Source organism: Allobosea sp. P4_H5, assembly GCF_056400825.1.
Window position 1 is genome coordinate 42,626 of record NZ_JBFUKM010000006.1, and the last position, 25,372, is coordinate 67,997.

The window sequence follows — 25,372 nt, forward strand, 5'->3', positions numbered from 1 at the left end:
CGACCAGGACGCAGCCGCCTCCGTCATTGCGAGAAGGCATCACCGACGAAGCGGTCAGGCGAATTCCATGATCACGGCGTCGACCGCCAGCGAATCGCCCTCCTTCGCCAGGATCTTGGCGATGGTGACGTCCTTCTCGGCGCGCAGCACGTTCTCCATCTTCATCGCCTCGACCATGGCGAGCGGCTCGCCCGCCTTGACCTCCTGGCCGACCGTGACGAGCAGCGCCTTGACCAGGCCCGGCATCGGGCAGAGCAGCACCTTGCCGGTGTCGGCCGCCGCCTTTTCCGGCATCAGCGCCGCCAGTTCCGCCTCGCGCGGCGTGTAGACATGGGCGTTGGCATAGGCGCCGGCATGGCCGAGCGCGACGCCGTTCAGGATCGGCCTGACCTGCGCCGCGATGGCGACGCCATCGAGCGTGCCGCGCCAGACCGGCTCGCCCGGCCGCCAGTCGCTCGCGACCGTCAGGCTCCGCTCGGCGAAGGCGATCGTCACTGCCCCGCCCTGCTCCGAGACCTCTCCCTCGAAACGCTCAGCCCCGAGCGAGACGATGCGGGTGCGCTCGAACTCGACCTTGCGCCAGCCTTCCATCTGCGCCGAGACATGGCGCTTGCGGCTGTTCAGGCGATGGTCGCAGGCGATCGCGATCGCCGCCATGCGCAGCGCGACCTCGCCTTCCGGCTGCGGCAGTGAGAAGCCTTCCGGAAACTCCTCGGCGATGAAGCCGGTCGAAATATTGCCCGAGATCCAGCGCGGATGCTGCATCACCGCCGCGACGAAGGGGATGTTGTGTCGGATGCCGTCGATGGCGAAGGCATCGAGCGCGCGCGCCTGCGCCTTGATCGCCGCCTCACGTGTCGGCGCGTGCGTCACCAGCTTGGCGATCATCGGGTCGTAATAGATCGAGATCTCGCCGCCCTCGAACACGCCGGTGTCGTTGCGCACGGTGGCATCGCCATCCGGCCCCTCGCTCGGCGGGCGATAGGTGACGAGGCGGCCGGTCGAAGGCAGGAAGTTGCGGGTCGGATCCTCGGCGTAGACGCGCGATTCCACCGCCCAACCGTTGAGCTTCACATCGGCCTGACTGATGCCCAGCTTCTCGCCATAGGCGACGCGGATCATCTGCTCGACCAGGTCGATGCCGGTGATCATCTCGGTCACCGGATGCTCGACCTGCAGCCGCGTGTTCATCTCGAGGAAGTAGAATGACTTGTCCTGGCCGGCGACGAACTCGACCGTACCGGCGCTGTCATAGCTCACGGCTTTGGCCAGCGCGACGGCCTGCTCGCCCATCTTGCGGCGGGTGGCCTCATCGAGCAGCGGCGACGGCGCTTCCTCCAGCACCTTCTGGTTACGGCGCTGGATCGAGCATTCCCGCTCGCCGAGATAGATGACGTTGCCGTGCTTGTCGCCCAGCACCTGGATCTCGATATGGCGCGGGTCGACGATGAACTTCTCGACGAAGACGCGGTCGTCACCGAAGGAGGACGCCGCCTCAGACTTGGCGCGGGCGAAGCCCTCGGCGACCTCACCGGCCGAATGGGCGATGCGCATGCCCTTGCCGCCGCCGCCGGCCGAAGCCTTGATCATCACGGGATAGCCGATCTCGTCGGCGATCTTCACGGCGTGCTCGGGGTTCTCGATCACGCCGAGATGGCCCGGAACCGTCGAGACCTTGGCGGCGGCCGCCGCCTTCTTCGATTCGATCTTGTCGCCCATCGCGGCGATCGCGCCGGGATTGGGGCCGATGAAGACGATGCCGTTGTCCTTCAAAGCCTTGGCGAAGGCCTCGCGCTCGGAGAGGAAGCCGTAGCCGGGATGGACGGCCTGCGCACCCGTCTGCTTGCAGGCGGCGATGATCTTGTCGATCTGGAGATAGGACTCGGCGGCTGGGGCGGCGCCGATATGCACGGCCTCATCGGCCATCTCGACATGCAGCGCATCGCGATCGGCATCGGAATAGACCGCCACCGTCTTGATGCCCATCCGCTTTGCCGTCTTGATGACGCGGCAGGCGATCTCGCCACGGTTCGCGATCAGGATCTTCGAGAACATGCGTGGCGTCCCCCCGGCCCGGAGCTTTGATTGTGCAGTGCGGGCTTTACGGGAGGCAAGCGCATCCGTCCACTGATGCGAAAGTTTTGTAACGTGCGCAAACGCCCGGCGGCAGCCGGGCGTGAACGCTCCAATCGGTCAATCGATCTCAGCTCGCCAGGATCACGCGCTGGGCGATCGGGGCGGTGGAAATCCGGGCATCGGCCTTGCGCAGGGCGAAGCTGACCAGGGCCTCGTCGCAGGATTCAGCTTCGCGGACGACCTCGAAGGCGATCTTCTGCGCCAGCGGCGTCGGACCGTCACCGGCCGAGAGCGTCGTCACCAGCCAATGCGCCTTGTCGCGGTCGATCCGGCCGGTCGGGCGGCTCTCCCAGACCGAGAAGTCGACGCAGAACGCCAGCAATACATCGGCGAAGAGCGGCGACTTGTCGGCGACGGCACGGTCGAGCGCCACCAGCACATCGATGATGTCACGGGTCAGGACGACCTCGTGCAAGATTTCACGCTGAAGAATTCGGACGTCTTCATCGTCGATCACGCGCCTGTCCATCACGTGATCGACGAATTCGCGAAGTTCGTGGCCAATCATCGTTCAACCCCTGTCCGACGTTGTTTCGTGTCGGTTTGTCCCTGTCGTGTGAAGACGATGCGGCCGAGCCAGTCAGCAGGTGGTTAACACGCAAATCTGAACGCCTGTTCAGGTTAAACGGTCCTGAGTCAGCGTGGTTGCGAGGATATTACTGACCCACCAGGGCTGCGTGCCTGCAAGCGCTTTTCCGGACTGCGTTTGGCGCATTGGACGCGGCCAAGCATGGCACTCTACCGTGCTGCAGGATCCGAACTTGGGCAGGCGGCGCGACCATGGCTTCTTCCGACACGCTGGCTGCGGTCTTCGCGCATATCGAGGCGAACCGCAGCGCCTTCCTCGATCGCCTGCTCGACTATCTGCGCCATCCCAGCATCAGCGCGCAGAATATCGGCATCGCCGAGGTCGGCGCGTTGCTGGTCGAGATGCTGACGCAGATCGGGCTGGAGACCAGCCTGGTACCGACCGACGGCCATCCCATGGTCGTCGCACGCTGGCAGAAGGCGCCGGGCAAGCCGACGGTGCTGCTCTACGGCCATTACGACGTGCAGCCGCCGGACCCGCTCGACAAATGGCTCTCGCCGCCTTTCGAGCCGACGATCCGCGACGGCCGGATCTATGCGCGCGGCGTCGGCGACAACAAGGGCCAGCATTTCGCCCAGATCCTCGCGATCGAATCCCATCTCGCAGTGCACGGCACGCTGCCTTGCAACGTCATCCTGCTGCTGGAGGGCGAGGAAGAGATCGGCAGCCCTAACATCGCCGGCTTCGTCCAGGCCAACAAGGCGATGCTCAGGGCCGACCTCGCCGTCACCGCCGACGGGCCGCGCCATGCCAGCGGCGCGGCCGCGATCAAATTCGGCTCGCGCGGCGTCGTCTCCTTCGAATTGCGCTGCCGCCACGCCGTCCGCGACGTGCATTCCGGCAATTTCGGCGGCGTCGTGCCGAACCCGATCTGGACCCTGGTGCATCTGCTCGGCACTATGAAGAACTCTGCCGGCGAGATCACGATCGCCGGCCTCCATGACGATATCGAAGCGCCGACGGCCGAGGAACTCGCCGCGATCGAGGCCCTGCCGCTCGACATCGAGGCGGTGAAGCACAGCCTCGGCCTGACCAGGCTCGACGCGCCGGCCGATCGGGCTTTCTACGAGCGCCTCTGCTTCCGCCCGACGCTGACCATCAACGGCTTCCATGGCGGCTATGGCGGCCCCGGCTCCAAGACGGTCCTGCCCAACGAAGCTCTGGTGAAATGCGATATCCGCCTGGTCGAGGCGCAGGATCCGCAGGACATCCTGCGCAAGGTCGCGGCGCATGTGGCGCAGCATGCACCGGAGGTCGAGTTCGTCGCCGCCGATGCGGGCATGCAGCCCTCGAAGACGCCGATCGCCTCGCCCTTCACCGCGCCTTTGCGCCGGGCCTTCGTCGCGGCGCAGGGCGTCGAGCCGCTGCTGATCCCGGCTGGCTTCGGCAGCCTGCCCGGCTATGTCTTCACCAAGATCCTCGGCATTCCTGCCTTCGTCACGCCCTATGCCAATCCGGACGAGGCGAACCACGCGCCGAACGAGAACCTGACGCTCGACTGCTTCTATAGCGGACTTCGCACCGGCGCGGCGCTGCTGCACGAGCTCGGAGAGTTCAAGGCGTCCTGAGCGGTCTTCGGGGTCGCCCTGATTGGCTCAGACCGGCTCTGCAACCGCCAGTCGATCGACGATGCCGGTCAGCTCGGCGCAAGCTTCGATCACATGCCGTGCGCCGGCTGCCTGCAGCGCAGCGACCGGCTGGAAGCCCCAGGAGACCGCGACCGGAGTCACGCCGGCCGCCACCGCCATCTCCATGTCGAAGGTGCTGTCGCCGACCATCAGCGTCCGCTCCGGCGCAGCTCCGGTCTCAGCCATCGCCCGCAGGATCATCTCCGGATGCGGCTTCGAGATCGCGTCGTCCGCGGTCTGGATCGTTCTGAACATCGGCGCCCAGCCATGGCGCTCGACGATATAGTCGGCTCCGCGGCGCGACTTGCCGGTGGCAATGCCGAGCACCGTGGCCGGCCGCTGCGACAGACCCGCCAGCAGCTCGACCACGCCGGGAAAGAGCGGCTCGGCCAAAGCCGGGTCGGTCTCCGCCCGCTGCCGCATGCCGTTGAAGACCTCGCGATAGGTCTGCGTCAGCACATCGTCCGGCTCGGTGAGCCCGGCGACCCGCATCAGCGCGATGTCGAGCGTGAGCCCGATGACACTAAGGCCAACCTCGCGGCCCGGGTGGACACGGCCGCAGCGCACAAAGGTCTCGTATTGCGCGCCGAGGATGATCGCCTCGGAATTGACCAGCGTGCCGTCGAGATCGAAGATGATGAGATCCATGCGCCGCGCTCTACAGGAGTTGGCGGCAGCCCGCCATCTCCGCCGGCGCAAGGCCCTCATGCCATCACGGCCTCACCCTTGCGGGTTGCGACCACAGTCGGCGATGGCAGCCTTCAGGGCGTCGCCATCGAGACCCTTGCCGCGCGCCTCCTTGCGGCATTCGGCTCGCTGGGCGAGGTCCGGCCGCTTGCCGTTGAAGCAAGCGACCAGCGCCGCCGTCCGTTCGGCCCCCTTGAGCCCGGTCGCATCGGCCTCCTGCTTGCAGACGGCCCGCGCCGTCACTGCCGTCGGCTTGCCGTCGCGGGTCAAGCCATCGCTGGCATAGAGCTTCACGCCAGGAAAGCGCTCCTGCATGCACTCGCGCATGGCGCGGCGCAGGTCGTCGCCCGAGAGTGCGATGTTCTCGGCATAGCAATCGCGCCGCGCCTCGGCGCGAGCGGCACGCGGCACCGGCTCATCGGCCGCCGCAGCAGCCGATTTCGGAGCGACTGGCGCCGGCTGCGCCTGGGCGAAGGCTGCAGGCGAAACGAAAATGAGGCCGGCGGCAAGCAAGGCGATGCGCAACATGGAAAGCCTCCCGTGACGAAGAATGAACAGGAACAAAATTAGAACATAACGCGCTTTGTTCCGCAAGTGTTCTTACGTTGGATCATGCACGGCTCGGTTGCGCGCCCAGGATCATCAGCTACCTTTCGCCACCGGCCTCGCCCGCCAGGAACCAGGAGACCACTGAATGCGAGCCGTACTGACAGGGTTGCTGCGAGCCATCGCCGGAGGGCTGCTCTGTTGGATTTTCACCATGCCCGCCGCCGCCCAATCGGCAGCGACGGCCCCCTATTCGATCCGCTTCGTTTATCTCGTCCCGAGCGATCGTCCGGTGAAAAGCGCCTATCGCGATGCGATCGCGCTCGCAGCATGGGATGCCCAGCGCTGGCTGGCCTACGCGCTCGACGGCCCGACCTTTGATTTCGGCATGGGCCCCGTCGCGATCGTGCGCTCGGAGAAGCCGGCCCGCTGGTTCTCGTCAGCCGAGCCGGGAGCCGGTTTCGGCGCCTTCTACCGTAACACGGCCGAGGAGCTCAAACGGCTCGGGATCGCCCGGACCAGCGATGCCACGGTCCGGACAGTGGTCTATGTCGATGCCGATCACGTCTGCGGCCAATCCGGGGCGGCCGGAGGAGCGCTGGCGGTCGTCTCGGCAAACGATCTGCGCGGTCTCGTCGGCGAGACCATCGTGCCGGCTTGCGAGCGGGCCAACCCTGCCGAGGTCGCGGGTCGCTGCCGCTGGGTCGGCGGCCTCGTACATGAGCTGCTGCACACCTTCGGCCTGAGGCACCCGGATCGCTCTCCGGCCTGCCAGAGTCCGCAATGCCGAGCCGAAGCCCTGATGATGCAGGGCTTCATGCGCTATCCGCGCGCGAGGCTGCTCGACGAGGAAAAGGAGATCCTGCTGAGGTCCCCCTTCATCGCCCCGCGCCGCATCGCGGCCTCCGACGGCTGCGAGGGCTGAGGCCTATTCGTCCGGCGCGTCGACGATCGGGTCGTAGGGCGCATCCTCGAAGCCGAGCAGGTTCCAGCTCTGGCGCATATGCGGCGGCAGCGGCGCGCTGACGTCGATCGTGCCCTTGCCGCGCGGATGCGGCAGCACGATCCGCCGCGCCAGGAGGTGCAGCTTGTTCTGGATGCCGCCGGGCAGTTCCCAGTTCTGGATGTTGAAGTATTTGGGGTCACCGACGATCGGATGGCCGATATGGGCGGCGTGGGCGCGCAATTGGTGGGTGCGCCCGGTCACCGGCTTGAGCGAGAGCCAGGCGAGCTTCTGCGCCGCGGTCTCGACCACCGCGTAATAGGTTACCGCATGCATGGCGCCGTCGTCGCCATGCTGGGCGACGGCCATGCGCTGGTCGCCGTCATAGGCTTCCTCGCGGGCGAGATAGGTCGAGATCCGGCCCTGGCGCACACGCGGCACGCCGGCGACCAGCGCCCAGTAGACCTTGCGGGCCGAGCGCGAGCGGAAGGTCTTGGCCAAAGTCGCCGCGGCGAAGCGCGACTTGGCGATGACGAGGCAGCCGGCCGTGTCCTTGTCGAGGCGATGGACGAGGCGCGGCTTCTGCCCGTCCTTGCCGGTCAGCGCGTCGAGCAACCCGTCGACATGGCGCGTCGTGCCCGAGCCGCCCTGCACGGCGAGGCCCGCCGGCTTGTTGAGGACCATGACGTCGTCGTCCTCATAGAGCGTGATCGAGCGCAGGAAGCCGATCGTGTCGGCATCGGCCTTGGCCGAGCGCGGCCGCTCCGCCGCCTGCTCCAGCTTGAGTGGCGGGATGCGTACGGTCTGGCCGGCTTCGAGCCGGTCCTTGCTGTCGGCGCGCTTGCCGTTGACGCGCAGTTCGCCCTTCCGGACGATGCGCTGGATATGGCTGAAGGAGAGCTGCGGAAAACGCGCCTCGAGGAAGCGGTCGATCCGCATCTCGTTCTCGTCCGGCGTCACCACGAGCTGCTGCACGCCGGTCGAGAGCACTTCGGCGGTGACCGCCTTGACCTCGGCGCGCGTCGGCGCATCCGTGATCGGCGGCTTGCGTGTCGCGGGCTTGCGCGGTGCAGGCGTGCGCGGCCCTGCGGCCCTCGGCGTCGGATGATGTGGTTTCGGGTCGCGCGTCGGCTCGGTGCGCACGACCTCCTCCTCCGCCGGACGCGGCCTGGCGCGGGCCGAGCGGCGCGCATCATGGCTCGGGCGCTTGCCTTTCGGCGCGCCTGAGGCGGGCGGCCTGCCGCCGCGCTTGGGGCCGTTGCCTCGCGGAGGAGCCCCAGCTCCCTTACCGCCAGTTCCCTTACCGCCGGTTCTCATGTCAGCCCCCGCACGATGGACAATCCCGCGACCAGCGCCACGAGCGAGAGGACGACCGAGCCGAGCACGTAGAACGCGGCCAGCATCATCTCGCCGCGCTCCCAGAGCAGCATGGCGTCCAGCGAAAAGGCCGAGAAGGTGGTGAAGCCGCCCAAAATGCCGGTGGCAAGGAAGAGCCGGGCATTCTGCGTCCAGTCCTCGCCGGCCTTGAAGGCGAGGAAGCCAGCGACGAGGCCCATCACCCCGGAACCGAGGATGTTGATCGCCATCGTGCCATAGGGAAACGAGGCGCCGAGCCATTTCAGCGAGACGACGTTGACGCCGTGCCGGAGCACGCCGCCGATGCCGGCGCCGAGAAAGACGAGAGCGGTGGAAAGCATCCCCGAGGCATAGAGCGCCCCGCGGCCGCGCACAAACGAAATCCGCCGCCTCAGCGCGACGGTTCCGTACCATAACCCCGCAGGAACGCCTCGACGGCAGCCTCGGCATAGCGAGCAAGCTCGGCAGGGTCGCTGTCGCAATTGCCGCTGAACATGGCGCGGTTCAGCGGGATCCACAGCAGCAGCCCGGCGAAGTGATTGGCCGCCAGCAGCGGATCGTCGATCCGCAACCGCCCTGTCGCAGCGTAGCGCTGGAAGGCGGCGGAGAACGTCTCCAGCACGCGTTCGAAGCCGCGCGAGAACCAGCCCTGCCCGACCTCTGGAAAGCGCTCGGCATTGGCGATCACCAGCCGGCGCAGGCGCAGCAGGTCCGGCTGCATCAGCGCGATCAGAAACTTGTCGGCGAGCCGCCCTAGCCCCTCCCTGGGATCATTGGAGGCGGCAAGCTCCTCGGCCACCAGCCGCAGCAGCCCATCGATATCGTCCGTGGTCGCGGCGACGATCGCAGCGTAGAGCCGCTCCTTGTCGGCGAAATAGCGGTAGAGCGTCGGCTTCGACACAGCCGCAAGCGCCGCCACCTCGTCCATGGTGGTGCCGTCATAGCCCTTGCTCAGGAAGAGGCTCGTCGCCGCCTCGAGGACGGAGCCGCGCTTGCGCTCGGAGCGGTCGAGAGTGGCTTGCGACATGGCGCGGCTCCTCTGGGCTTGACATCAAAAATGAAACTACACAGTTTAGTTGTACTAAACCGTTCAGTTTCAATCTACCCTTTCCGCTCATGGAGAACCAGATGCAAACCGCTTCGCCCCAACATCTCGATCGCGCCCTCCTCGCCTGCGGTGTGGCGACGACACCTCTGTTCTACGCGCTCGCCGCCCTGCAGCTGGTGTTGAGGCCGGGCTATGACATCCGCACCCAGCCCATCAGCTTCCTGGCACTCGGTGAGCTCGGCTGGATCCAGGTCGCGAACTTCCTGCTGACCGGCGCCCTGGCGCTCGCCGGCGCGCTCGGCTTGCGCCGGGCCTTGAACGGCCAGCGCGGTGGAGCGGCCGGCCCGATCCTCGCCGGCCTCTACGGCCTCGGCATGATCGGCGCCGGCCTGTTCGGGCCCGATCCACTCCCCGCCCCCGGCCAGGCACCGCAGATGAGCGTCACCGGCGCCTTCCACATGGTCGCCTTCCTCGTCTCGTTCCTGTCGCTGATCGCGGCCTGCTTCGTCTTGGCCCGCCGCTTCAGCGCCGTCGGCAAGCGCGGCTGGGCGCTTTACAGCATTGCCTCGGCGCTGCTGGCTCCGGCGCTCGTCGCGGCGGGCATGGCGAGCCCGAGCTGGGCGGGCGTGATCGTCGGCGGCGCCGGTCTCGTGCTCTTCGGCTGGTTCTCGCTCATTGCCCTGGAAATCCGCGGCGAAGCCTCGTCCTCTCTGGCCTTCCCGCCTCAAGCGCCTGCCGCGGCCTGATCGGCGGCAGCGATCCGGTGGCCCGCGATCGCCAGCAGGCCGCTTTCATCGAGGGATGCCGCACGCGCCTTCCGCCGGAACGATTGACTTGCCGCCTCCCCGGCCGGCAGAAACGTCGAGACGTAAGGGGTGGTCGTCGCGCCGATGGCATGCGGTTCTGGACCGGAAGGCGAGCATATCGGCGCAGCCTGTTGGCGCGCGGCCTTGCCCGCTGGCCTCTGCTTCGCACTCCTCTCGCAGACCGCCCTCGCCGCACCGCTGCGCCTGCCGCCCCGCCCGGCGCAGGCTCCGAGTTTCGCTCGCGCCTGCACGATCGCGCTTCCAGAGACCCCGCCTCTCTTCGCCAGCACCTCAACCGCCACCGACAAGGACGAAGCGGACGACGACAGCGAGGATGAAGAGGATGATGACGACGACGAGGAGCCGCCGGAGCGCGGCCTCGTCCTGCCGGGATCGGCCACCTGCCTTTCCATCTCCGGCACGGTTAGCGCGGGCATGCAGCGCGATTCCTTCCGCGCCTCGCGCAACGGCCCGCCAGCCCCCTCGCCCGCGACCTCTTTCCCGGTCAGCGCCGCCTTCCGCATCGCGACCTCGCACGAGCTCTCCTCGGGCCTGCGCGTCGGCACCGCCTTCGGCTTCACTCTTTACAGCCCGGTCGACGGCATCAGCGAACCATCGATCGACGAGGCGACCATCCTGGTCGGCCCCTGGACGTTCGGCCTCGATGCCTCGCGCTTCTCGTTCTGGACCGGCGACGAGTTCATCTTCTCGGCGCGCGTGCCCTCGCGCACCGTCGGCATCATCGCGCTGGAACTGCCGCTGACCGAGAGCTGGACGGCGACGCTCGCCCTTGAGGACCCGTCGCTCGGCAACACCGCCTCGAGCGCGCCGGTCCAGACCGGGCGGCGCATACCGGACACAGTCGGCCGCCTCGTCTACGAGCAGGGCGGCTGGACCATTCATGGCGCGCTCGCCCTGCGCGAGATCCCCGGCACGCCTTCGCGCCTCGGCCGGGCAGGCATCATCGGCGCGACCTATGAAGGCGAGGCGCTAGGCCATGGCTGGAGCCTGACCGCCCAGCTCGCCGGCGCGATCGACGGGGCGCCCTATCTCGGCTCGGTGCTCGACGCCCGCACTGTCAACCGCGTGCTGGTGGCAAGCGATGCCACGCGCGGCTTCTCCGGCGTCGTCTCCGGCCGCTTCGAATGGACCGACGAGCTCGCCAGCAACGCCTATCTCAGTCGCTACTGGATCGAAGTGCCGCTCGCCAACCAGATCCGCGGCGAGATCAGAATCGACCGCATCGCCGCCAATCTGGTCTGGACCCCGGTCGAGGGCTTCAAGGCCGGCATCGAAAGCTCGGTCGCCTGGGCGAAGATCGCACTCACCGGCCGCGAGATCGCTGCGGGTTTAGCCGGGCGGCAGATCTCGACGCAGCTGTTCATCGAGCGGAGCTTTTGAAGAGAACCGTCATTCTCGGGCGAAGCGAAGCGCAGGCCCGAGAATCTCATGACGAGAAGGCGCTCATCGGAGCCTCTTCCGGCCGGAGATGCTCGGGTCAAGCCCGAGCATGACGGGGTACCCTACTCACCCCGCTCCTGCCGGAGCTTCTCCCAGTACTCCAGACGCTTCCTGATCTCGCGCTCGAAGCCGCGCTCGGGCGGATCGTAGAAGCGCTGGCGGCCGAGCGCGTCCGGCCAGTAGTTCTGACCGGAAAAGGCGTCCGGCGCGTCATGGTCATAGGCGTAATCGGCGCCGTAGCCCTCTTCCTTCATCAGCTTGGTCGGCGCGTTCAGGATCGTCTTGGGCGGCGTCAGCGAGCCCGCCTGCTTGGCCGTGCGCATCGCTGCCTTGTAGGCGACATAGGCCGCGTTCGATTTCGGCGCGGTGGCGAGATAGATCACCGTATTGGCCAAAGCGAGCTCGCCCTCGGGCGAACCGAGCTGCTCATAGGTCTCGGCCGCGGCGCGGGCATGCACCAGCGCCTGCGGATCGGCGAGGCCGATATCCTCGACCGCCATCCGCACCAGCCGCCGCGCCAGGAAGCGCGGGTCCTCGCCGGCATCGAGCATGCGGGCGAAATAGTAGAGCGCCGCGTCGGGATCGGAGCCGCGGATCGTCTTGTGCAACGCCGAGATCAGATTGTAGTGGCCGTCCTGTGCCTTGTCGTAGATCGGCGCGCGGCGCTGGATCACCTCGGAAAGGCCGGCCTCGTCGAAGATCTCGCCCGGCTTGGCGGCGCGCCAGGTCTCCTCGGCCAGCGTCAGCACCGCCCGCCCGTCGCCATCGGCGAAGCGCGCCAAAGCGAGCCGCGCCTCCGGCGTCAGCGGCAACTCGCGATTCTCCAGCGCCTCGGCCCGGCCGAGCATGAAGAGCAGCGCGCCCTCGTCGAGCGCCTTGAAAGTCAGGACGCGGGCGCGCGAGAGCAGCGCAGCATTGAGCGCGAAGGACGGGTTTTCGGTGGTGGCGCCGACCAGCGTGATCGTGCCGTCCTCCATCACCGGCAGGAAGGCATCCTGCTGGGCCCGGTTGAAGCGGTGGATCTCGTCGACGAACAGCAAGGTGCCCTTGCCGCCGAGCCGGCGGCCGCGGGCGGCGTCGAAGGCCTTCTTCAGGTCGGCGACTCCCGAGAAGATCGCGCTGATCTGCTCGAAGCCGAGATCGGTCTGCCCCGCGAGCAGGCGCGCCACCGTGGTCTTGCCGGTGCCGGGCGGGCCCCAGAAGATCAGGCTGCCGAGCGAGCCCGAGGCGATCAGCCGGGTCAGCACGCCGTCCTCGCCGGTCAGGTGGTCCTGGCCAGAGACCTCGCCGAGCGTTGTCGGCCGCACCCGGTCCGCGAGCGGGCGCGGACCGGATTTGTCGAGGCCGGATACGGCGAAGAGGTCGCTCACCTCACCCGCCGAAGGTCGAGGTGACCGTCTGGCCGCCCCGCGAGATCGTCACCTCCCAGGAGCGCTTGCGCTCGCGCGTCGCCAGCTCGATCTCGCGCGAGGCGTTGATGCGCTCGCCATTGATGGCGAGGATGAGATCGCCCTTCTGGAAGCCGACGCGCGCGGCCGGGCTGCCCTCCTCGATATTGCCGACGACGACGCCCTCGGTCGAGAGGTCGATCGAGAGCTCCTCGGCCACCGCAGGCGACAGGTTCAGCACGGTGAGACCCGTGAAGGGCGAGCGGCCGGCGACCTTGACCGGCTCGCGCGGGCGCGTCTCCGGCGCCGGCGTCAGCTTGATGGGGATGGTGATGCGCTTGCCGCCGCGGAGCACGGTGAGCTGCGTCGTGCTGCCGATCGGCCGCGTGGCAAAGCGATAGCCGAAGCTCTCGGGATCGTCGACGCCGACACCATCGACGGCGAGGATCACGTCCGAACGCTTGAGGCCGCCTTCGGCCGCAGGCCCGGAGTCGACGATGCTGGCGACCACCGAGCCGGCCGGCCGGTCGAGCCCGAGCCCGTCGGCGACATCCTGGGTCAGCGCCTGCAGCCGCGCCCCGAACCAGGCCCGGCGGACCGTCGTCGCGCCCGTCTTGGCGCTGTCGACGACGACGCGGACCATGGCCGAGGGAATGGCGAAGCCGATACCGACGCTGCCGCCCGACTTCGAGAAGATCGCGGTATTGATGCCGGTGAGCCGGCCCTGCATGTCGACCAGCGCGCCGCCGGAATTGCCGGGGTTGATGGCGGCGTCGGTCTGGATGAAGGACTGGGCGTCGCCGACGCCGACCTGGGTGCGGGCCAGCGCCGAGATGATACCTTGCGTGACGGTCTGGCCGACGCCGAACGGATTGCCGATCGCCAGCACGAGATCGCCGATCTGCAGCGCGTCGGAATCGCCGACCTCGATCGCCGCGAGGTCCTTGGCGCCCTTGAGCTTGAGCACGGCGAGATCCGTGCGCGGATCGCGCAGCAGGATCGTCGCCTCGTATTCGCGCTTGTCGGCCAGCGCCACCTTGACCTCGGTCATCCCCTCGATGACGTGGTTGTTGGTGACGACGAGCCCGGCAGCGGCATCGACAATCACGCCCGAGCCGAGCGAGCGCTGCACCTGCTCGCGCGGCAGGCCGAAGCCGCCATCACCGAAGAAGCGGCGGAAGAACGGATCGTCCATGAACGGGTTCTGCGGCCGCCGCTCGACGCGCGCGCCATAGACGTTGACGACCGAGGGCGCGGTCTTCTGCACGACGGGCGCGAAGGACAGCGTGATCTGCTGGCGCGCCTCGGGGACTTGCCGGGCCTGGGCGAGGGCCAGCGTCGATGCTCCCGCGGACAGTGCAAGGCCGAGGGTCAGGGCGACAAGCTTGCTACGACCCGGCATGATGGAACGGCGCATGCCGATCTCCTTCTTGAAACAAAACAACTGCCTCGGGCGTTCGTTTCCCGAACTATCCCTCCACGGCAGCAGCCCGAACAGTCCCGGAAACACGCGCTGCGTGCTTCCGTTCCGGGTCGCGAAACACCCCACCCTACCCCCGAAAGGACCGTCGACGTGAGCCTCGTGCGCCTTGTTTATGCCAGCCGCAGCCGACTCGTCGAGGCGGATCGACGCGTCGAGCTCGCGCGCATTCTCGAGACGGCGCAGCGGCTCAATGCCGAAAGACATCTCACGGGTTTCCTGATGGCGACACCGGGCGGATTCGCCCAGGTCCTCGAAGGCGAGGCCGGCTCTATCGCGGAAACCTATGGCCGGATCATGGTCGATCCGCGCCATGGCGATCTGCGCCTGCTGGCGCAGGATGCCATCGCTCACCGGCAGTTCGCCGGCTGGGCGATGGCCCTCGCCGAACGCAACGAGACGACCGCTTTCATCTTCGGTCTCTACGGCATCTCGCCGGACGCCGAGATCTTCGCACAGCCATTGGACGTGCTGCTCGATCTCGCCGCCGAACTCGCCAGCACCCGAACCTGAAACCTACTTGGCGTCGCTGAGCAGCACCTTGTACTTCTCGATCTCGGCCGGGACCATCTTGGCGACGAACTCCGGCGACATCTCGTCGCTCGAAGGCAGCACCGAGGAGAGTTCCTTGAAGCGCCCATGCAGCTTCTCGCTGGAAAGGGCGGTGCGCAGCGCCTGGTTCAGCCTGTCGATCACCGGCTGCGGCGTGCCCTTCGGCGCGAAGATCGCGTTCCAGCCCTGCGCCTGGAACGCCGGCAGCCCGGCTTCGGCCGAGGTCGGCACGTCGGGCAGGCTCGGCAGGCGCTGCGGCGTCGCCACCACCAGCGCCTTGACCTTGTTGCCCTGGACCGCGCCGGAGAGCGAGGTCGCGGCATCGCAGACGCCGTCGATCTGCCCGCCCATCAGGTCGTTCAGCGCTGGGCCGGCGCCGCGATAGCTCACCAGCGCCACGTCGAGGCCGGACGCCTTCAGGAAGTTGCGGCAGATCAGATAGTTCGACGAGCCGACGCCGGCATGACCGAGGCTGAGCTTGCCGGGATTGGCCTTGGCGTAGGCGAGGAACTCCTTGAGGTCCTTGGCCGGGAAGTCGAGCTTCAGCGCGATCATCGGCGAGGTCTTGGCGACCAGGCCGATCGGCACGAAATCGGCGGGCGTGTATTTGAGATCGTTATAGATCGTGTAGGAGGCGGCATTGGTGCCGCTGTTGCCGATCACGATGGTGTAGCCGTCGGGCTCGGCCCGGGCCGCCCGCGTCAAGGCGGTCGCGCCGCCCGCCCCGCCCATGTTCTCCATCACGATGCGCTGGCCGAGAACCTGCGCCATCTCCTCACCGACGAGACGCGCGATCACGTCGGAGGAGCCGCCGGCCGCGAACGGCACCAGCATGTTGATCGGCTTGGACGGATACTTGTCCTGGGCCCCGGCCGGCAGGACGGCGATGGCGGCGAAAACGGCCAGAGCAGCGCGCTTCATGTGATCTCCCCATTTTGCCGGGCTTGTTGCGCTGGCGATACTGAGCTGCCCTGCCCGTTCAAACTAGGAGGTTAACACCGGCCCTGCGCCGCAAAAAGCGCGAGTGGGCGCAACAATTTCCCGCAGCAATCGTCCCTAAAGCTCCGCGCGTTCCGACAACGATCGCAGCCGCACCGGTGAGGCGCGGTGCAGCAGCAGGGCTTGTGTACCCCCAACCACCAGAACGCCATACAGGCCGAGCATGATGGCCTGTGAGGTCGTCCATCCTGGATCAAGGATAGAGCGCCCCTTGAGTAGGGCAGCCGCTCCATAATCTGGAGAGGAGGAGAAGAGCATTATGGCGCTGATGTTGTTGCCAAAGTGCACTCCCATTGAAGCTCCCAGATTTCCGGTCGCTACGAGAAAACGGCTCATACTCAACGATAGCGCCAGAATGACGAATAGGCCTGCCAAATTCATGGCTGGCGAGGCCTCACTCTGCCAGTGCAGTAGTGTGAAGAGAGCCGTCGGCACGGCGAGCCAAATCAAGGGCGCCGCAAAACGTGCGGCAAGTACTTGGTGGAAATAGCCGCGAAAGACGATTTCCTCTGCCGAGCTCTGCAGGAATACGGCGACAAGCAGTAGCGGCGCCACAGCAAGCCAGCTGAACAAACTGAGGTTGCCGCGGATGAGCGTTGGGTCAATCAGCAAGACGACCGGGGCACTAAGAGTGGCCAAGATCAACGTCACAACGGTGGCTCTTGCGAAATCCGGCCAATGCAAACGGCGTTCGGTGCCCAACAGGTCGCGAATGGATCGCTTGTGAACAACCTTCAACGCTAGCCAGGTTCCGAGCCACAGCGAGGCGACTGACAATAGCAGAATCCCGGTCCCTATCGGATCCGCAACCAACACCTTCAAATCGGCGGCTTCGGCGATTTCGTCCGAGCTCAGTGGCCAATTCCCATCACGGATCGAGATGGCGACAAGGCCAGCGGCGGCAAGGACGACAGATGTAGCGAGCCAGACCCCGGCGATGACCGCGACCGCAAGGACGATACGCCACAGCGCGTTCTTCCCATTGCGAGCCGCGTCGACATAGGCGGCAAAACGACTCTCTCGCATGGGGATATCCAAGCTCGCATCCACCCGTATGCGTATATACTTCGAAGCGCAGGCCCGTCAGGCCCTCAGAAACAAAAAAGGGCGGTCCGAAGACCGCCCTTTCCGAAATGCTTGATGCCGGTGCGGCTCAGGCCGCCTGCTCGTCATCCGCCGTGAAGACCGGGCCGGAATCCTTGCCCTTGGCGTCGACGTCGCGATCGACGAACTCGATCACGGCGAGCGGGGCGTTGTCGCCGAAGCGGAAGCCCGCCTTCATGATGCGCAGATAGCCGCCATTGCGCTCCTTGTAGCGCGGGCCGAGGACCGCGAAGAGCTTGCCGACGAGGGCGACGTCCTTGATCTGCGCGATCGCCTGGCGGCGGGCGTGCAGGTCGCCGCGCTTGCCGAGCGTGACCAGCTTCTCGACGACCGGACGCAGGTCCTTGGCCTTCGGCAGCGTGGTGGTGATCTGCTCGTGCTTGATCAGGGCCTGGGCCATGTTGGCGAACATCGCCTGGCGATGCTCGGCAGTGCGGTTGAAACGACGACCGCGGAAACCGTGACGCATGTTTGGCTCCTTCGTTGCTTACGGCCGCCGTGCCACGGAACGGCCGTCCTTTATGCTCCGGTGCTCATGCGCCGGGCGGGAAGTGGCGCGGGAAGCAGTCCCGCGCCGGGGTCTCAGTAGTGCTCTTCGAAGCGCTTCGCCAGCTCTTCGATGTTCTCCGGCGGCCAGCCCTGCACGTCCATGCCGAGATGGAGGCCCATGGTGGCGAGCACTTCCTTGATCTCGTTCAGCGACTTGCGGCCGAAGTTCGGGGTGCGCAGCATCTCGCCCTCCGACTTCTGGATGAGATCGCCGATATAGACGATGTTGTCGTTCTTCAGGCAGTTCGCCGAACGAACAGACAGTTCGAGCTCGTCGACCTTCTTGAGCAGGGCCGGGTTGAACGGCAGCTGCGGCGCGGTCGAGACGGCCTCTTCCTTGCGCGGCTCTTCGAAGGTGATGAAGACGGCGAGCTGGTCCTGCAAGATGCGGGCGGCGAGCGCCAGCGCGTCCTCAGGCGAAACCGAGCCGTTGGTCTCGATCTGCATGGTCAGCATGTCTCGGTCGAGATTCTGGCCCTCGCGGGTGTTCTCGACGCGATAGGAGACCTTCTTGACCGGCGAGTAGAGGCTGTCGACGGGGATCAGGCCGATCGGCGCGTCCTCGGGACGGTTCTGCTCGGAGGGGACGTAGCCCTTGCCGGTGTTGACCGTGAACTCCATGCGGATCTCGGCCCCGTCGTCGAGCGTGCAGAGCACGAGCTCGGGGTTGAGGATCGAGACGTCGCCGATGGTGTTGATGTCGCCGGCGGTGACGGCGCCAGGGCCGGTCTTGCGCAGGGTCATGCGCTTGGGACCCTCGCCCTGCATCTTGATGGCGATCGCCTTGATGTTCAGGACGATGTCGGTGACGTCCTCGCGCACGCCCGGGATCGAGGAGAACTCATGCAGCACACCGTCGATCTGGACGGCGGTGACGGCAGCACCCTGGAGCGAGGAGAGCAGCACGCGACGCAGCGCGTTGCCGAGCGTCATGCCGAAGCCGCGCTCGAGCGGACGCGCGATCACGGTAGCCTGACGCTTCGGGTCGTCGCCGACCTTGACTTCGAGCTTGTTAGGCTTGGACAGATCCTGCCAATTCTTGCTGATCACGACCGCACTCCTGGTGATTCAATAATGGCGGCGGCGGGCCGCCCCGTACCGGCGTCCGCCCCTGCGGACGCCGCTTCGATCCGGCTTATAGCTCAGACGCGGCGACGCTTGCGCGGCCGGCAGCCATTGTGCGGGATCGGCGTCACGTCGCGGATCGAGGTGACGGTGAAGCCGGCGGCCTGCAGCGCGCGCAGCGCCGACTCGCGGCCCGAACCCGGACCGGTGACCTCGACTTCGAGGGTGCGCATGCCGTGCTCGGCAGCCTTGCGGGCGGCGTCTTCGGCGGCGACCTGGGCGGCATAGGGGGTCGACTTGCGCGAGCCCTTGAACCCCATCGTACCGGCGGACGACCACGAGATCGTGTTGCCCTGCGCGTCGGTGATGGTGATCATGGTGTTGTTGAACGAGGCGTTCACATGCGCGACGCCGGAAACGATGTTCTTGCGTTCGCGACGACGGACGCGTTGGGCTTCCTTGGCCATAGTCTCTTTCTTCCATCCTTCAGGCGCGCCCGTGATGCCAGGCGCTGGGGATATCGCCTGCCCGCGAGCGGGTCAGGCGACGCAAAACAATGCAGCGAGCCGGTTATCCGGCCCGCCGCCACTCACTTCTTCTTGCCGGCGATCGGCTTCGCCTTGCCCTTGCGGGTGCGGGCGTTGGTGTGGGTGCGCTGGCCGCGCACCGGCAGCGAGCGGCGATGGCGCAGGCCGCGGTAGCAACCAAGGTCCATCAGGCGCTTGATGTTCATCGAAACTTCGCGGCGCAGATCGCCCTCGACGAGATAGTCGCGGTCGATCGTCTCGCGGATCTGCAGCACCTCGGCGTCGGTCAGCTGGTTGACCCGGCGCTCGGCGGCGATGCCGACCTTTTCGCAGATCTCCTTGGCCTTCTGGGCGCCGATTCCGTGAATGTACTGCAGACCGATGACGACGCGCTTGCCGGTCGGAATGTTAACGCCCGCGATACGAGCCATGTTCTTCACCTCTCCATTGCGGCCATGACGCCAGGCGCCATGACAATGACAAGAACTCCGCGTCCGGTGGAGGCCGGCCCTTGCGGAGCGCTGAATCCAGTCCACGCGAGAAAGCGACGTCGACCCTTCTTGCGAAGGCATCGGCATCGCTCAGCTGAAACCGGATGGCGCGCTGGTAGTCGGTTAAGCGCGCCCTGTCAACCCAGGCGCGCCCGCCCCCGCTGCCTCTACTTCTTCACCAGCGGGCACTTGCTCTCCGACAGCGGCGCGATGATCTCGGCCGCCGGGATCTTGCGGACCACCTTGAAATAGTCCCAGGGCGCCTTCGATTCGGAGGGGGCCTTGGCCTCGACCAGCAACATGTCGTTCAGCAGCCGGCCATCTTCGCGGATCTTGGCGCCGGGCGCATAGAAGTCGTCGACCGGCAGCTCCTTCATCTTGGCCGCGACAGCAGGGCCCGCCGCCGTGCCGGCCGCCTTCACCGCCTTGAGGTAGTGCAGCACCGAGGAGTAGACGCTGGCCTGGATCATGCCCGGCATCTTCTTCGTCCGCGCCATATAGCGATCGGCGAAGGCGCGACTCGGCTTGTCGGCGTCATGGTAGTAGGCAGCGGTGGTGATCAGCCCCTTGGCCTTGTCGAGGCCGAGCCCATGCACGTCGCTCAGGACCACGACCATGGCGGCGAGCTTCTGGCCGCCATCGACGAGGCCGAACTCACCGGCCTGCTTGATCGAATTGATCGTGTCGCTGCCGGCATTGGCGAAGGCGACGATCTTGGCTTTGGAGGCCTGCGCCTGCAGCAGGAAGGAGGAGAAATCGGGCGTCGAGAGCGGCGCCCGCACAGTGCCGAGCGTCTTGCCGCCATTGGCGGCGACAACCTTCTCGATGTCGGCGGTGAGCTGATGGCCGAAAGCGTAGTCGGCGGCGATGATGTACCAGCTGCCGCCGCCCTCGCGCAGGATCGACAGCGCCGTGCCCTTGGCCGAGGTCGCCGTATCGAAGGTCCACATGAAGCCGGTCGCCATGCAGTCCTCGTTGAAGAGGCGCGTCGTCGCCGGGCCATTGTAGAGCGCGACTTTCTGCTTCTCCTTGGCGATGCCCGCTACGGCGAGCGCCACGGCCGAATTGGTCAGGTCGGCGATGGCGGTGACGCCATCGACATCGTACCAGCGCCGCGCCAGGCCGGCGGCGACGTCCGGCTTGTTCTGGTGGTCGCCCGAGACGACCTCGATCGGCTTGCCCAGCACCGAGCCGCCGAAATCCTCGATCGCGAGCTTGGCCGCCTCGACCGAGCCGAGCCCGCCGAACTCGGCATAATTGCCCGACTGGTCGTTGAGGACGCCGATCTTGACCGCATCCTGCGCCTGCACGGTCGAAGCCGTCGCCAGCAGCGCAGCCGCCACAAGGCAAGCAACCCGTTTCATGTCGTCCTCCCGTTTGCCGGCCGATCGGCCCACCGGCGATGGCGCGTGCCACCGGCATCGGCTGCCGTCGTCCCGTGTCTTGGCCGTCATCGGCCTGGGGCCGAGTTCAGTCGGCGGGAAGAGATGTGTCAATTGCAACCGCGGCGCGCGAAACCGCGCCTGCGCTGGCGTAAATCCGCACGAGCACATCCGGCTGAACCGAGTCTCCGGCCCAAGTCTTGCGGTCGGCATCGTCGAGGCATATGCTCAGGCATATGCCGATAGCCTGGAGCGACGCGAATGAACGAGATTCGACATGTCAGGCTGTTTCGCAATGGCCGCAATCAGGCTGTTCGCATCCCTGTCGAGTTCGAACTTCCCGGGGATGAGGCTCTGATGCGCCGAGATGGCGACCGCCTCGTCATCGAGCCACTGGCTAAACGGGGTCTATCCGCCCTGCTCGCAAGCCTGGAGCCGCTCGACGAGGCCTTCCCGGAAATCGCCGATCCTCCGCCGACACCGGAACGCGACCTTTGACGCGCTATCTGCTCGACACCAACATCATCTCCGATCTGGTTCGGCAGCCACAGGGCCGCGTCGCGCAACGCATCGCCGAGGTCGGCGACCGCCAGGTTCTGACGAGCGTGATCGTCGCGGCCGAGTTGCGCTATGGCTGCAGGAAAGCCGGCTCGGCCAGGCTGTCAGCAACCGTCGAGGCTCTGCTCGTCGAGATCGAGACCATTCCTTTCGACGAAACCGCCTCGCGCGCCTATGCTGACCTGCGCACGGCGCTCGAAGCGAAAGGCCAACCGATCGGCGGCAACGACATGCTCATCGCTGCGCAGGCTCTGGCACTCGGCTGCATCATGGTCACGGCGAACATCGATGAATTCGCCCGCGTCGACGGGCTCGAAGTCGAGAACTGGCTGGGCTGACCTGAGCCCCCCTCACCGCTTGCGCACGAACTCCGTGCGCAGCACCAGGCCCTTGATGCTCTCGTGGCGGCAGTCGATCTCTTCGGGGTTGTCCGTCAGCCGGATCGAGCGGATCACCGTGCCCTGCTTCAGGGTCTGGTTGGCGCCCTTGACCTTGAGATCCTTGATCAGCGTCACCGCGTCGCCGTCGGCCAGGATGTTGCCGGAGGCGTCGCGGACCTCGAGCTTTTGCGCCGCGGCGGCTGCCAGTTCCGAAGCCGGGCGCCACTCGCCGGTCGCTTCGTCATAGACATAGTCGTCATCGCCATCGGCCATGGGCCCGGCTCCTTTGCCAAGAAAAAACCGCGCGACGAGAGCCGCGCGGCATCTGAATGACCGATCTGGCTGGATATCAGCCCGCCAGCGCCTGGTCGATCGCGCTCGCCACTTGCTCGATCGGCTGCATGCCGTCGATCGGCGTCAGCTGGCCGCGCTTCTCGTAATAGGGCGCGACGATCGCGGTGTCGCGGTTATAGGCCTCGAGCCGGGTCTTGAAGACCTCCGGGTCGTCGTCCTTGCGCACCGGCTGGCCAGCGGCCTTGGCCTCCTCGGCCCGGCGCACGATCCGGTCGACGAGCTTGCTCTGGTCGACGCGAAGTTCGAGCACCTTGTCGAGCTTCAAGCCCTTGCCGGCCAGCATCGAGTCGAGTGCCTCGGCCTGCGCCAGCGTGCGCGGGAAACCGTCGAGGATGAAGCCCTTCCTGGCATCGGCTTCTTCGATGCGATCGGCGACGATACCGATGACGATCTCGTCCGAGACCAGCCCGCCGGCATCCATAACGGCCTTGGCCTTGAGGCCGACCGGCGTGCTGGCGGCGACTGCCGCACGCAGCATGTCACCGGTCGAGAGCTGCGGAATGCCGTGCTTCGCGACGATCCGTGTCGCCTGAGTGCCTTTGCCCGCCCCCGGCGGCCCCAGGAAAATCAGCCTCATCAGCGCCTTGCCCCCCTCAACTTCGCCTTTTTGACCAGCCCCTCATACTGATGGGCCAGCAGATGACCATGGACCTGAGCCACCGTGTCCATGGTCGTCGTCACCACGATCAGCAGCGAGGTGCCGCCGAGCAGGATGATCGGAATCTGGGCATAGGTGATCATGAACTCCGGGATCAAGCAGACGATAGTCAAATAGGCGGCGCCGAGCACGGTGATGCGGGTCAGAACCCGGTCGATATGCTCGGCCGTGCGCTCGCCCGGGCGGATGCCGGGCATGAAGCCGCCATGCTTCTTGAGATTGTCCGCCGTCTCGACCGGATTGAACACGATCGCGGTGTAGAAGAAGCAGAAGAAGACGATCAGCGCCGCATAGAGGAACATGAACAGCGGCCGGCCATGCGCCAGATAGGTCGCCAGCGTCGACAGGATGCCGGTGCCGCCCGAAGCCTGCGAGAAGCTGGCGATGGTGGTCGGCAGCAGCAGCAGCGACGAGGCGAAGATCGGCGGGATCACGCCGGCGGTGTTGAGCTTCAGCGGCAAGAACGAGGTCTGGCCCTCATACATGCGGTTGCCGACCTGGCGCTTGGGATAGTTGATCAGCAGGCGGCGCTGGGCGCGCTCGACGAAGACCACGAAGGCGATGACGCAGACCGCCATCACCATGACGAGCAACAGCAGGCCAGTCGAGATCGCGCCCTGGCGGCCGAGCTCGAGCGTCTGCGCCAGCTGGGCCGGGAATTCGGCGATGATGCCGGCGAAGATGATCATCGACGTGCCGTTGCCGATGCCGCGGCTGGTGATCTGCTCGCCGAGCCAGAGCAGGAACATGGTGCCGCCGACCAGCGTGATCGTGGTCGAGATCAGGAAGAACGGTCCCGGCTCCAGCACGAGATTGCCCGAGCCCTGCAGGCCGACGCCGATGCCCCAGGCCTGGAACAGCGCCAGCACCAGCGTCAGATAGCGCGTGTACTGGTTGAGGATCTTGCGGCCCGCCTCGCCTTCCTTCTTCAGCGTCTCGAAGGTCGGGACGACGCTGGAGAGCAGCTGGATGATGATCGAGGCCGAGATGTACGGCATGATCGCCAGCGCGAAGATCGCGAGCCGGCCGACCGCGCCGCCGGAGAACATGTTGAACAGGCCGAGCACGCCCGACTGGGTCTGCTTGAACAGGTCGGCGACCGCATCCGGATTCATGCCGGGCAGCGGGATATAGGTGCCGAGCCGGTAGACGATCAGCGCCCCCAGCGTGAACCAGATCCGCTTCTTCAACTCGTCGGCCTTGGCCAGCGCGCCGAAGTTCAGGTTTGCCGCAAGCTGTTCAGCCGCCGATGCCATGCGTCCGGTCCTTGGGTGATTCTCTGGTCTAGACAGTCGAACGGCGGCCAGGGCTTCGGGCCCGGCCGCCGCTCGCGTTAGTCATGTAAGCGTGGAAGTCACGCCTGTGAAGCGGCAGCCGCCAGGATCTTGACCGTGCCGCCAGCCTTCTCGATCGCCTCGACGGCCGACTTCGACGCACCGGCCACCTCGAAGGCGAGCTTCGCCTTGAGTTCGCCGACGCCGAGGATCTTGACGCCGTCCTTGGCCTGCCGGGTGATGACGCCCGCGGCGACCAGCGCCTCGATCGTCACCGCACCCTTGGCATCGAGCTTCCCGGCTTCGACCGCCTGCTGGATGCGACCGAGGTTGACCTCGTTCAGATCCTTGGAGAACAGGTTGTGGAAGCCGCGCTTCGGCAGGCGCCGATAAAGCGGCATCTGACCGCCTTCGAAGCCCTTGACCGCCACGCCGGCGCGAGCCTTCTGGCCCTTGACGCCACGCCCGCCGGTCTTGCCCTTGCCGGAGCCGATGCCGCGGCCGACGCGGATGCGCGACTTGGTCGCGCCTTCGTTGTCACGAATATCAGTGAGTTTCATGGGTTCGCCCTCCTCACTTCGCGTCGACGACGCGGACGAGGTGCTTGACCTTCTCGACCATGCCACGCGCAGCCGGCGTGTCCTGCAGGGTCGATTGGCGGCGGATCTTGTTCAGGCCGAGACCGATCAGGGTCTGGCGCTGCGAGGCGTCGCGGCGGATCGGCGAACCGATCTGCTCGACGGTGAAGGTCTTCTCAGCCTTTGCCATCGAACCCTCCTCACGCGTCCGCGCCGGCATCCGCGCCGGCATCGCGGCGGCGGGTCTGCAGGGCCGAAACCTTGAGCGAGCGACGCGCGGCGACGCTACGCGGCGAATCCTCGTTCTTCAGCGCATCGAAGGTGGCGCGCACGAGGTTGTACGGGTTCGAAGAGCCGAGCGACTTCGAGACCACGTCCTGCATGCCGACCGCCTCGAAGACGGCGCGCATCGGGCCGCCGGCGATGATGCCGGTACCGGCCGGGGCAGCGCGCAGGATGACCTTGCCGGCGCCGTGACGGCCGTGGACGTCATGGTGCAGCGTGCGGCCATCGCGCAGCGGAACGCGGACGAGGCCGCGCTTGGCAGCTTCCGTCGCCTTGCGGATCGCCTCAGGCACTTCACGGGCCTTGCCGTGGCCGAAGCCGACGCGGCCCTTCTGGTCGCCGACGACGACGAGGGCAGCGAAGCCGAAGCGACGGCCGCCCTTCACCACCTTGGCGACGCGGTTGATGTGGACCAGGCGGTCCACGAATTCAGAATCACGCTCTTCGCGGTTCTGACGGTCACGAGGTTCTCTCGCCATGTCTTCCTCTTACTTGCGCGGACGGTGCCAATCATGGCCCGCCGCTCGCTCGAGCGCTCCGGAATGGAG

The 25,372-nt window shown here is 66.6% G+C and carries 29 protein-coding genes; 7 read left to right on the forward strand and 22 right to left on the reverse strand.

Translation table 11 applies throughout. The features are described from left to right. Window positions 1-54: 54 nt before the first annotated feature. Both AC1DS0_RS13660 and AC1DS0_RS13665 read right to left on the reverse strand, forming a co-directional pair. Window positions 55-2,055 carry an acetyl-CoA carboxylase biotin carboxylase subunit gene (locus AC1DS0_RS13660; protein WP_476814880.1) on the reverse strand — a complete coding sequence of 667 codons (2,001 nt, stop codon included), beginning with the start codon at window positions 2,053-2,055 and terminating at the stop codon, window positions 55-57. Between the two features lie 148 nt (window positions 2,056-2,203). Further along, window positions 2,204-2,644 (reverse strand): hypothetical protein, encoded by a 441-nt coding sequence (locus tag AC1DS0_RS13665; protein WP_091842189.1) that lies wholly within the window; start codon window positions 2,642-2,644, stop codon window positions 2,204-2,206. A gap of 272 nt (window positions 2,645-2,916) precedes the next feature. Here AC1DS0_RS13665 and AC1DS0_RS13670 point away from each other — a divergent pair, with 272 nt between their 5' ends. Further along, a complete protein-coding gene (locus AC1DS0_RS13670) occupies window positions 2,917-4,293 on the forward strand; it encodes a M20/M25/M40 family metallo-hydrolase (RefSeq protein WP_476814881.1) in 1,377 nt (458 codons plus the stop codon). 27 nt (window positions 4,294-4,320) lie between these two features. Here the strand turns inward: AC1DS0_RS13670 and AC1DS0_RS13675 are convergent, their stop codons facing one another. Both AC1DS0_RS13675 and AC1DS0_RS13680 read right to left on the reverse strand, forming a co-directional pair. After that, complete coding sequence (locus AC1DS0_RS13675; RefSeq protein WP_476814882.1) at window positions 4,321-5,001, reverse strand: HAD-IA family hydrolase; 681 nt, start codon at window positions 4,999-5,001, stop codon at window positions 4,321-4,323. A gap of 72 nt (window positions 5,002-5,073) precedes the next feature. Next, window positions 5,074-5,568, reverse strand: a complete 495-nt coding sequence (locus AC1DS0_RS13680) for a hypothetical protein (protein ID WP_476814883.1) — start codon at window positions 5,566-5,568, stop codon at window positions 5,074-5,076. Between the two features lie 232 nt (window positions 5,569-5,800). On the opposite strand from AC1DS0_RS13680, the gene AC1DS0_RS13685 reads away from it, so the two are divergent. Further along, entirely contained in the window at window positions 5,801-6,511 is a 711-nt protein-coding gene (locus AC1DS0_RS13685; protein ID WP_476814884.1) for a zinc metalloprotease, read from the forward strand. Window positions 6,512-6,514: 3 nt separating this feature from the next. Here AC1DS0_RS13685 and AC1DS0_RS13690 read toward each other — a convergent pair whose 3' ends face one another. From AC1DS0_RS13690 to AC1DS0_RS13700, 3 genes are read right to left on the reverse strand one after another with little or no spacing between them, the layout of a single operon-like run. Beyond that, window positions 6,515-7,846: an RluA family pseudouridine synthase gene (locus AC1DS0_RS13690; protein ID WP_476814885.1), complete on the reverse strand. Its 1,332-nt coding sequence runs from the start codon at window positions 7,844-7,846 to the stop codon at window positions 6,515-6,517. Further along, window positions 7,843-8,226 carry a fluoride efflux transporter CrcB gene (crcB, locus tag AC1DS0_RS13695; RefSeq protein ID WP_476814886.1) on the reverse strand — a complete coding sequence of 128 codons (384 nt, stop codon included), beginning with the start codon at window positions 8,224-8,226 and terminating at the stop codon, window positions 7,843-7,845. The genes AC1DS0_RS13690 and crcB overlap by 4 nt, the downstream gene beginning before the upstream one ends. A gap of 50 nt (window positions 8,227-8,276) precedes the next feature. Beyond that, entirely contained in the window at window positions 8,277-8,912 is a 636-nt protein-coding gene (locus tag AC1DS0_RS13700; RefSeq protein WP_476814887.1) for a TetR/AcrR family transcriptional regulator, read from the reverse strand. A gap of 101 nt (window positions 8,913-9,013) precedes the next feature. On the opposite strand from AC1DS0_RS13700, the gene AC1DS0_RS13705 reads away from it, so the two are divergent. After that, window positions 9,014-9,679: a DUF998 domain-containing protein gene (locus AC1DS0_RS13705; protein ID WP_476814888.1), complete on the forward strand. Its 666-nt coding sequence runs from the start codon at window positions 9,014-9,016 to the stop codon at window positions 9,677-9,679. 204 nt (window positions 9,680-9,883) lie between these two features. Further along, window positions 9,884-11,140, forward strand: a complete 1,257-nt coding sequence (locus tag AC1DS0_RS13710; protein ID WP_476814889.1) for a hypothetical protein — start codon at window positions 9,884-9,886, stop codon at window positions 11,138-11,140. A gap of 122 nt (window positions 11,141-11,262) precedes the next feature. Here the strand turns inward: AC1DS0_RS13710 and AC1DS0_RS13715 are convergent, their stop codons facing one another. Together AC1DS0_RS13715 and AC1DS0_RS13720 are read right to left on the reverse strand one after the other, a co-directional pair. Beyond that, on the reverse strand, window positions 11,263-12,570 hold the full coding sequence (locus AC1DS0_RS13715) for a replication-associated recombination protein A (RefSeq protein WP_476814890.1): 1,308 nt from the start codon (window positions 12,568-12,570) through the stop codon (window positions 11,263-11,265). A 1-nt stretch (window position 12,571) separates the two neighbouring features. Beyond that, on the reverse strand, window positions 12,572-13,990 hold the full coding sequence (locus tag AC1DS0_RS13720; RefSeq protein ID WP_476815168.1) for a DegQ family serine endoprotease: 1,419 nt from the start codon (window positions 13,988-13,990) through the stop codon (window positions 12,572-12,574). A gap of 171 nt (window positions 13,991-14,161) precedes the next feature. Between AC1DS0_RS13720 and AC1DS0_RS13725 the strand changes: the two genes are divergently transcribed. Continuing rightward, window positions 14,162-14,581 (forward strand): BLUF domain-containing protein, encoded by a 420-nt coding sequence (locus tag AC1DS0_RS13725; RefSeq protein ID WP_476814891.1) that lies wholly within the window; start codon window positions 14,162-14,164, stop codon window positions 14,579-14,581. 3 nt (window positions 14,582-14,584) lie between these two features. Here the strand turns inward: AC1DS0_RS13725 and AC1DS0_RS13730 are convergent, their stop codons facing one another. From AC1DS0_RS13730 to AC1DS0_RS13760, 7 genes are all read right to left on the reverse strand, one after another. Further along, window positions 14,585-15,541, reverse strand: coding sequence for a tripartite tricarboxylate transporter substrate-binding protein (locus tag AC1DS0_RS13730; RefSeq protein WP_476814892.1), 957 nt, complete (start codon window positions 15,539-15,541; stop codon window positions 14,585-14,587). 135 nt (window positions 15,542-15,676) lie between these two features. Continuing rightward, a complete protein-coding gene (locus AC1DS0_RS13735; RefSeq protein ID WP_476814893.1) occupies window positions 15,677-16,657 on the reverse strand; it encodes a lysostaphin resistance A-like protein in 981 nt (326 codons plus the stop codon). A 115-nt stretch (window positions 16,658-16,772) separates the two neighbouring features. Continuing rightward, on the reverse strand, window positions 16,773-17,192 hold the full coding sequence (gene rplQ / locus AC1DS0_RS13740) for a 50S ribosomal protein L17 (protein WP_100962331.1): 420 nt from the start codon (window positions 17,190-17,192) through the stop codon (window positions 16,773-16,775). Window positions 17,193-17,305: 113 nt separating this feature from the next. After that, the gene (locus AC1DS0_RS13745; protein ID WP_152013690.1) at window positions 17,306-18,322 is read right to left on the reverse strand and encodes a DNA-directed RNA polymerase subunit alpha; all 1,017 of its coding nucleotides are present in this window, start codon (window positions 18,320-18,322) and stop codon (window positions 17,306-17,308) included. Between the two features lie 92 nt (window positions 18,323-18,414). Continuing rightward, the gene (rpsK, locus tag AC1DS0_RS13750; RefSeq protein ID WP_043237079.1) at window positions 18,415-18,804 is read right to left on the reverse strand and encodes a 30S ribosomal protein S11; all 390 of its coding nucleotides are present in this window, start codon (window positions 18,802-18,804) and stop codon (window positions 18,415-18,417) included. A 122-nt stretch (window positions 18,805-18,926) separates the two neighbouring features. After that, window positions 18,927-19,295, reverse strand: coding sequence for a 30S ribosomal protein S13 (gene rpsM, locus AC1DS0_RS13755; protein WP_057193225.1), 369 nt, complete (start codon window positions 19,293-19,295; stop codon window positions 18,927-18,929). A 227-nt stretch (window positions 19,296-19,522) separates the two neighbouring features. Then, the gene (locus tag AC1DS0_RS13760) at window positions 19,523-20,719 is read right to left on the reverse strand and encodes an ABC transporter substrate-binding protein (RefSeq protein ID WP_476814894.1); all 1,197 of its coding nucleotides are present in this window, start codon (window positions 20,717-20,719) and stop codon (window positions 19,523-19,525) included. A gap of 279 nt (window positions 20,720-20,998) precedes the next feature. Here AC1DS0_RS13760 and AC1DS0_RS13765 point away from each other — a divergent pair, with 279 nt between their 5' ends. Beyond that, window positions 20,999-21,235, forward strand: a complete 237-nt coding sequence (locus tag AC1DS0_RS13765; protein ID WP_476814895.1) for an antitoxin — start codon at window positions 20,999-21,001, stop codon at window positions 21,233-21,235. Continuing rightward, window positions 21,232-21,633 carry a PIN domain-containing protein gene (locus AC1DS0_RS13770; RefSeq protein WP_476814896.1) on the forward strand — a complete coding sequence of 134 codons (402 nt, stop codon included), beginning with the start codon at window positions 21,232-21,234 and terminating at the stop codon, window positions 21,631-21,633. Before AC1DS0_RS13765 ends, AC1DS0_RS13770 begins: the two co-directional genes overlap by 4 nt. Before the next feature lie 12 nt (window positions 21,634-21,645). On the opposite strand, the gene AC1DS0_RS13775 is transcribed toward AC1DS0_RS13770, so the two are convergent. The 6 genes from AC1DS0_RS13775 to rpsE all read right to left on the reverse strand — a co-directional run bounded on the left by AC1DS0_RS13775 (window position 21,646) and on the right by rpsE (window position 25,303). Beyond that, window positions 21,646-21,948: an alkylphosphonate utilization protein gene (locus AC1DS0_RS13775; RefSeq protein ID WP_152013687.1), complete on the reverse strand. Its 303-nt coding sequence runs from the start codon at window positions 21,946-21,948 to the stop codon at window positions 21,646-21,648. 76 nt (window positions 21,949-22,024) lie between these two features. Next, window positions 22,025-22,606, reverse strand: coding sequence for an adenylate kinase (locus AC1DS0_RS13780; protein WP_152013686.1), 582 nt, complete (start codon window positions 22,604-22,606; stop codon window positions 22,025-22,027). Beyond that, the gene (gene secY / locus AC1DS0_RS13785) at window positions 22,606-23,943 is read right to left on the reverse strand and encodes a preprotein translocase subunit SecY (RefSeq protein ID WP_476814897.1); all 1,338 of its coding nucleotides are present in this window, start codon (window positions 23,941-23,943) and stop codon (window positions 22,606-22,608) included. The genes AC1DS0_RS13780 and secY overlap by 1 nt, the downstream gene beginning before the upstream one ends. 98 nt (window positions 23,944-24,041) lie before the next feature. Next, window positions 24,042-24,521, reverse strand: coding sequence for a 50S ribosomal protein L15 (rplO, locus tag AC1DS0_RS13790; RefSeq protein ID WP_152013684.1), 480 nt, complete (start codon window positions 24,519-24,521; stop codon window positions 24,042-24,044). A 13-nt stretch (window positions 24,522-24,534) separates the two neighbouring features. Then, complete coding sequence (rpmD, locus tag AC1DS0_RS13795; protein ID WP_091842304.1) at window positions 24,535-24,729, reverse strand: 50S ribosomal protein L30; 195 nt, start codon at window positions 24,727-24,729, stop codon at window positions 24,535-24,537. Window positions 24,730-24,739: 10 nt separating this feature from the next. Further along, window positions 24,740-25,303, reverse strand: coding sequence for a 30S ribosomal protein S5 (gene rpsE, locus AC1DS0_RS13800; RefSeq protein WP_091842240.1), 564 nt, complete (start codon window positions 25,301-25,303; stop codon window positions 24,740-24,742). Window positions 25,304-25,372: the final 69 nt, after the last annotated feature.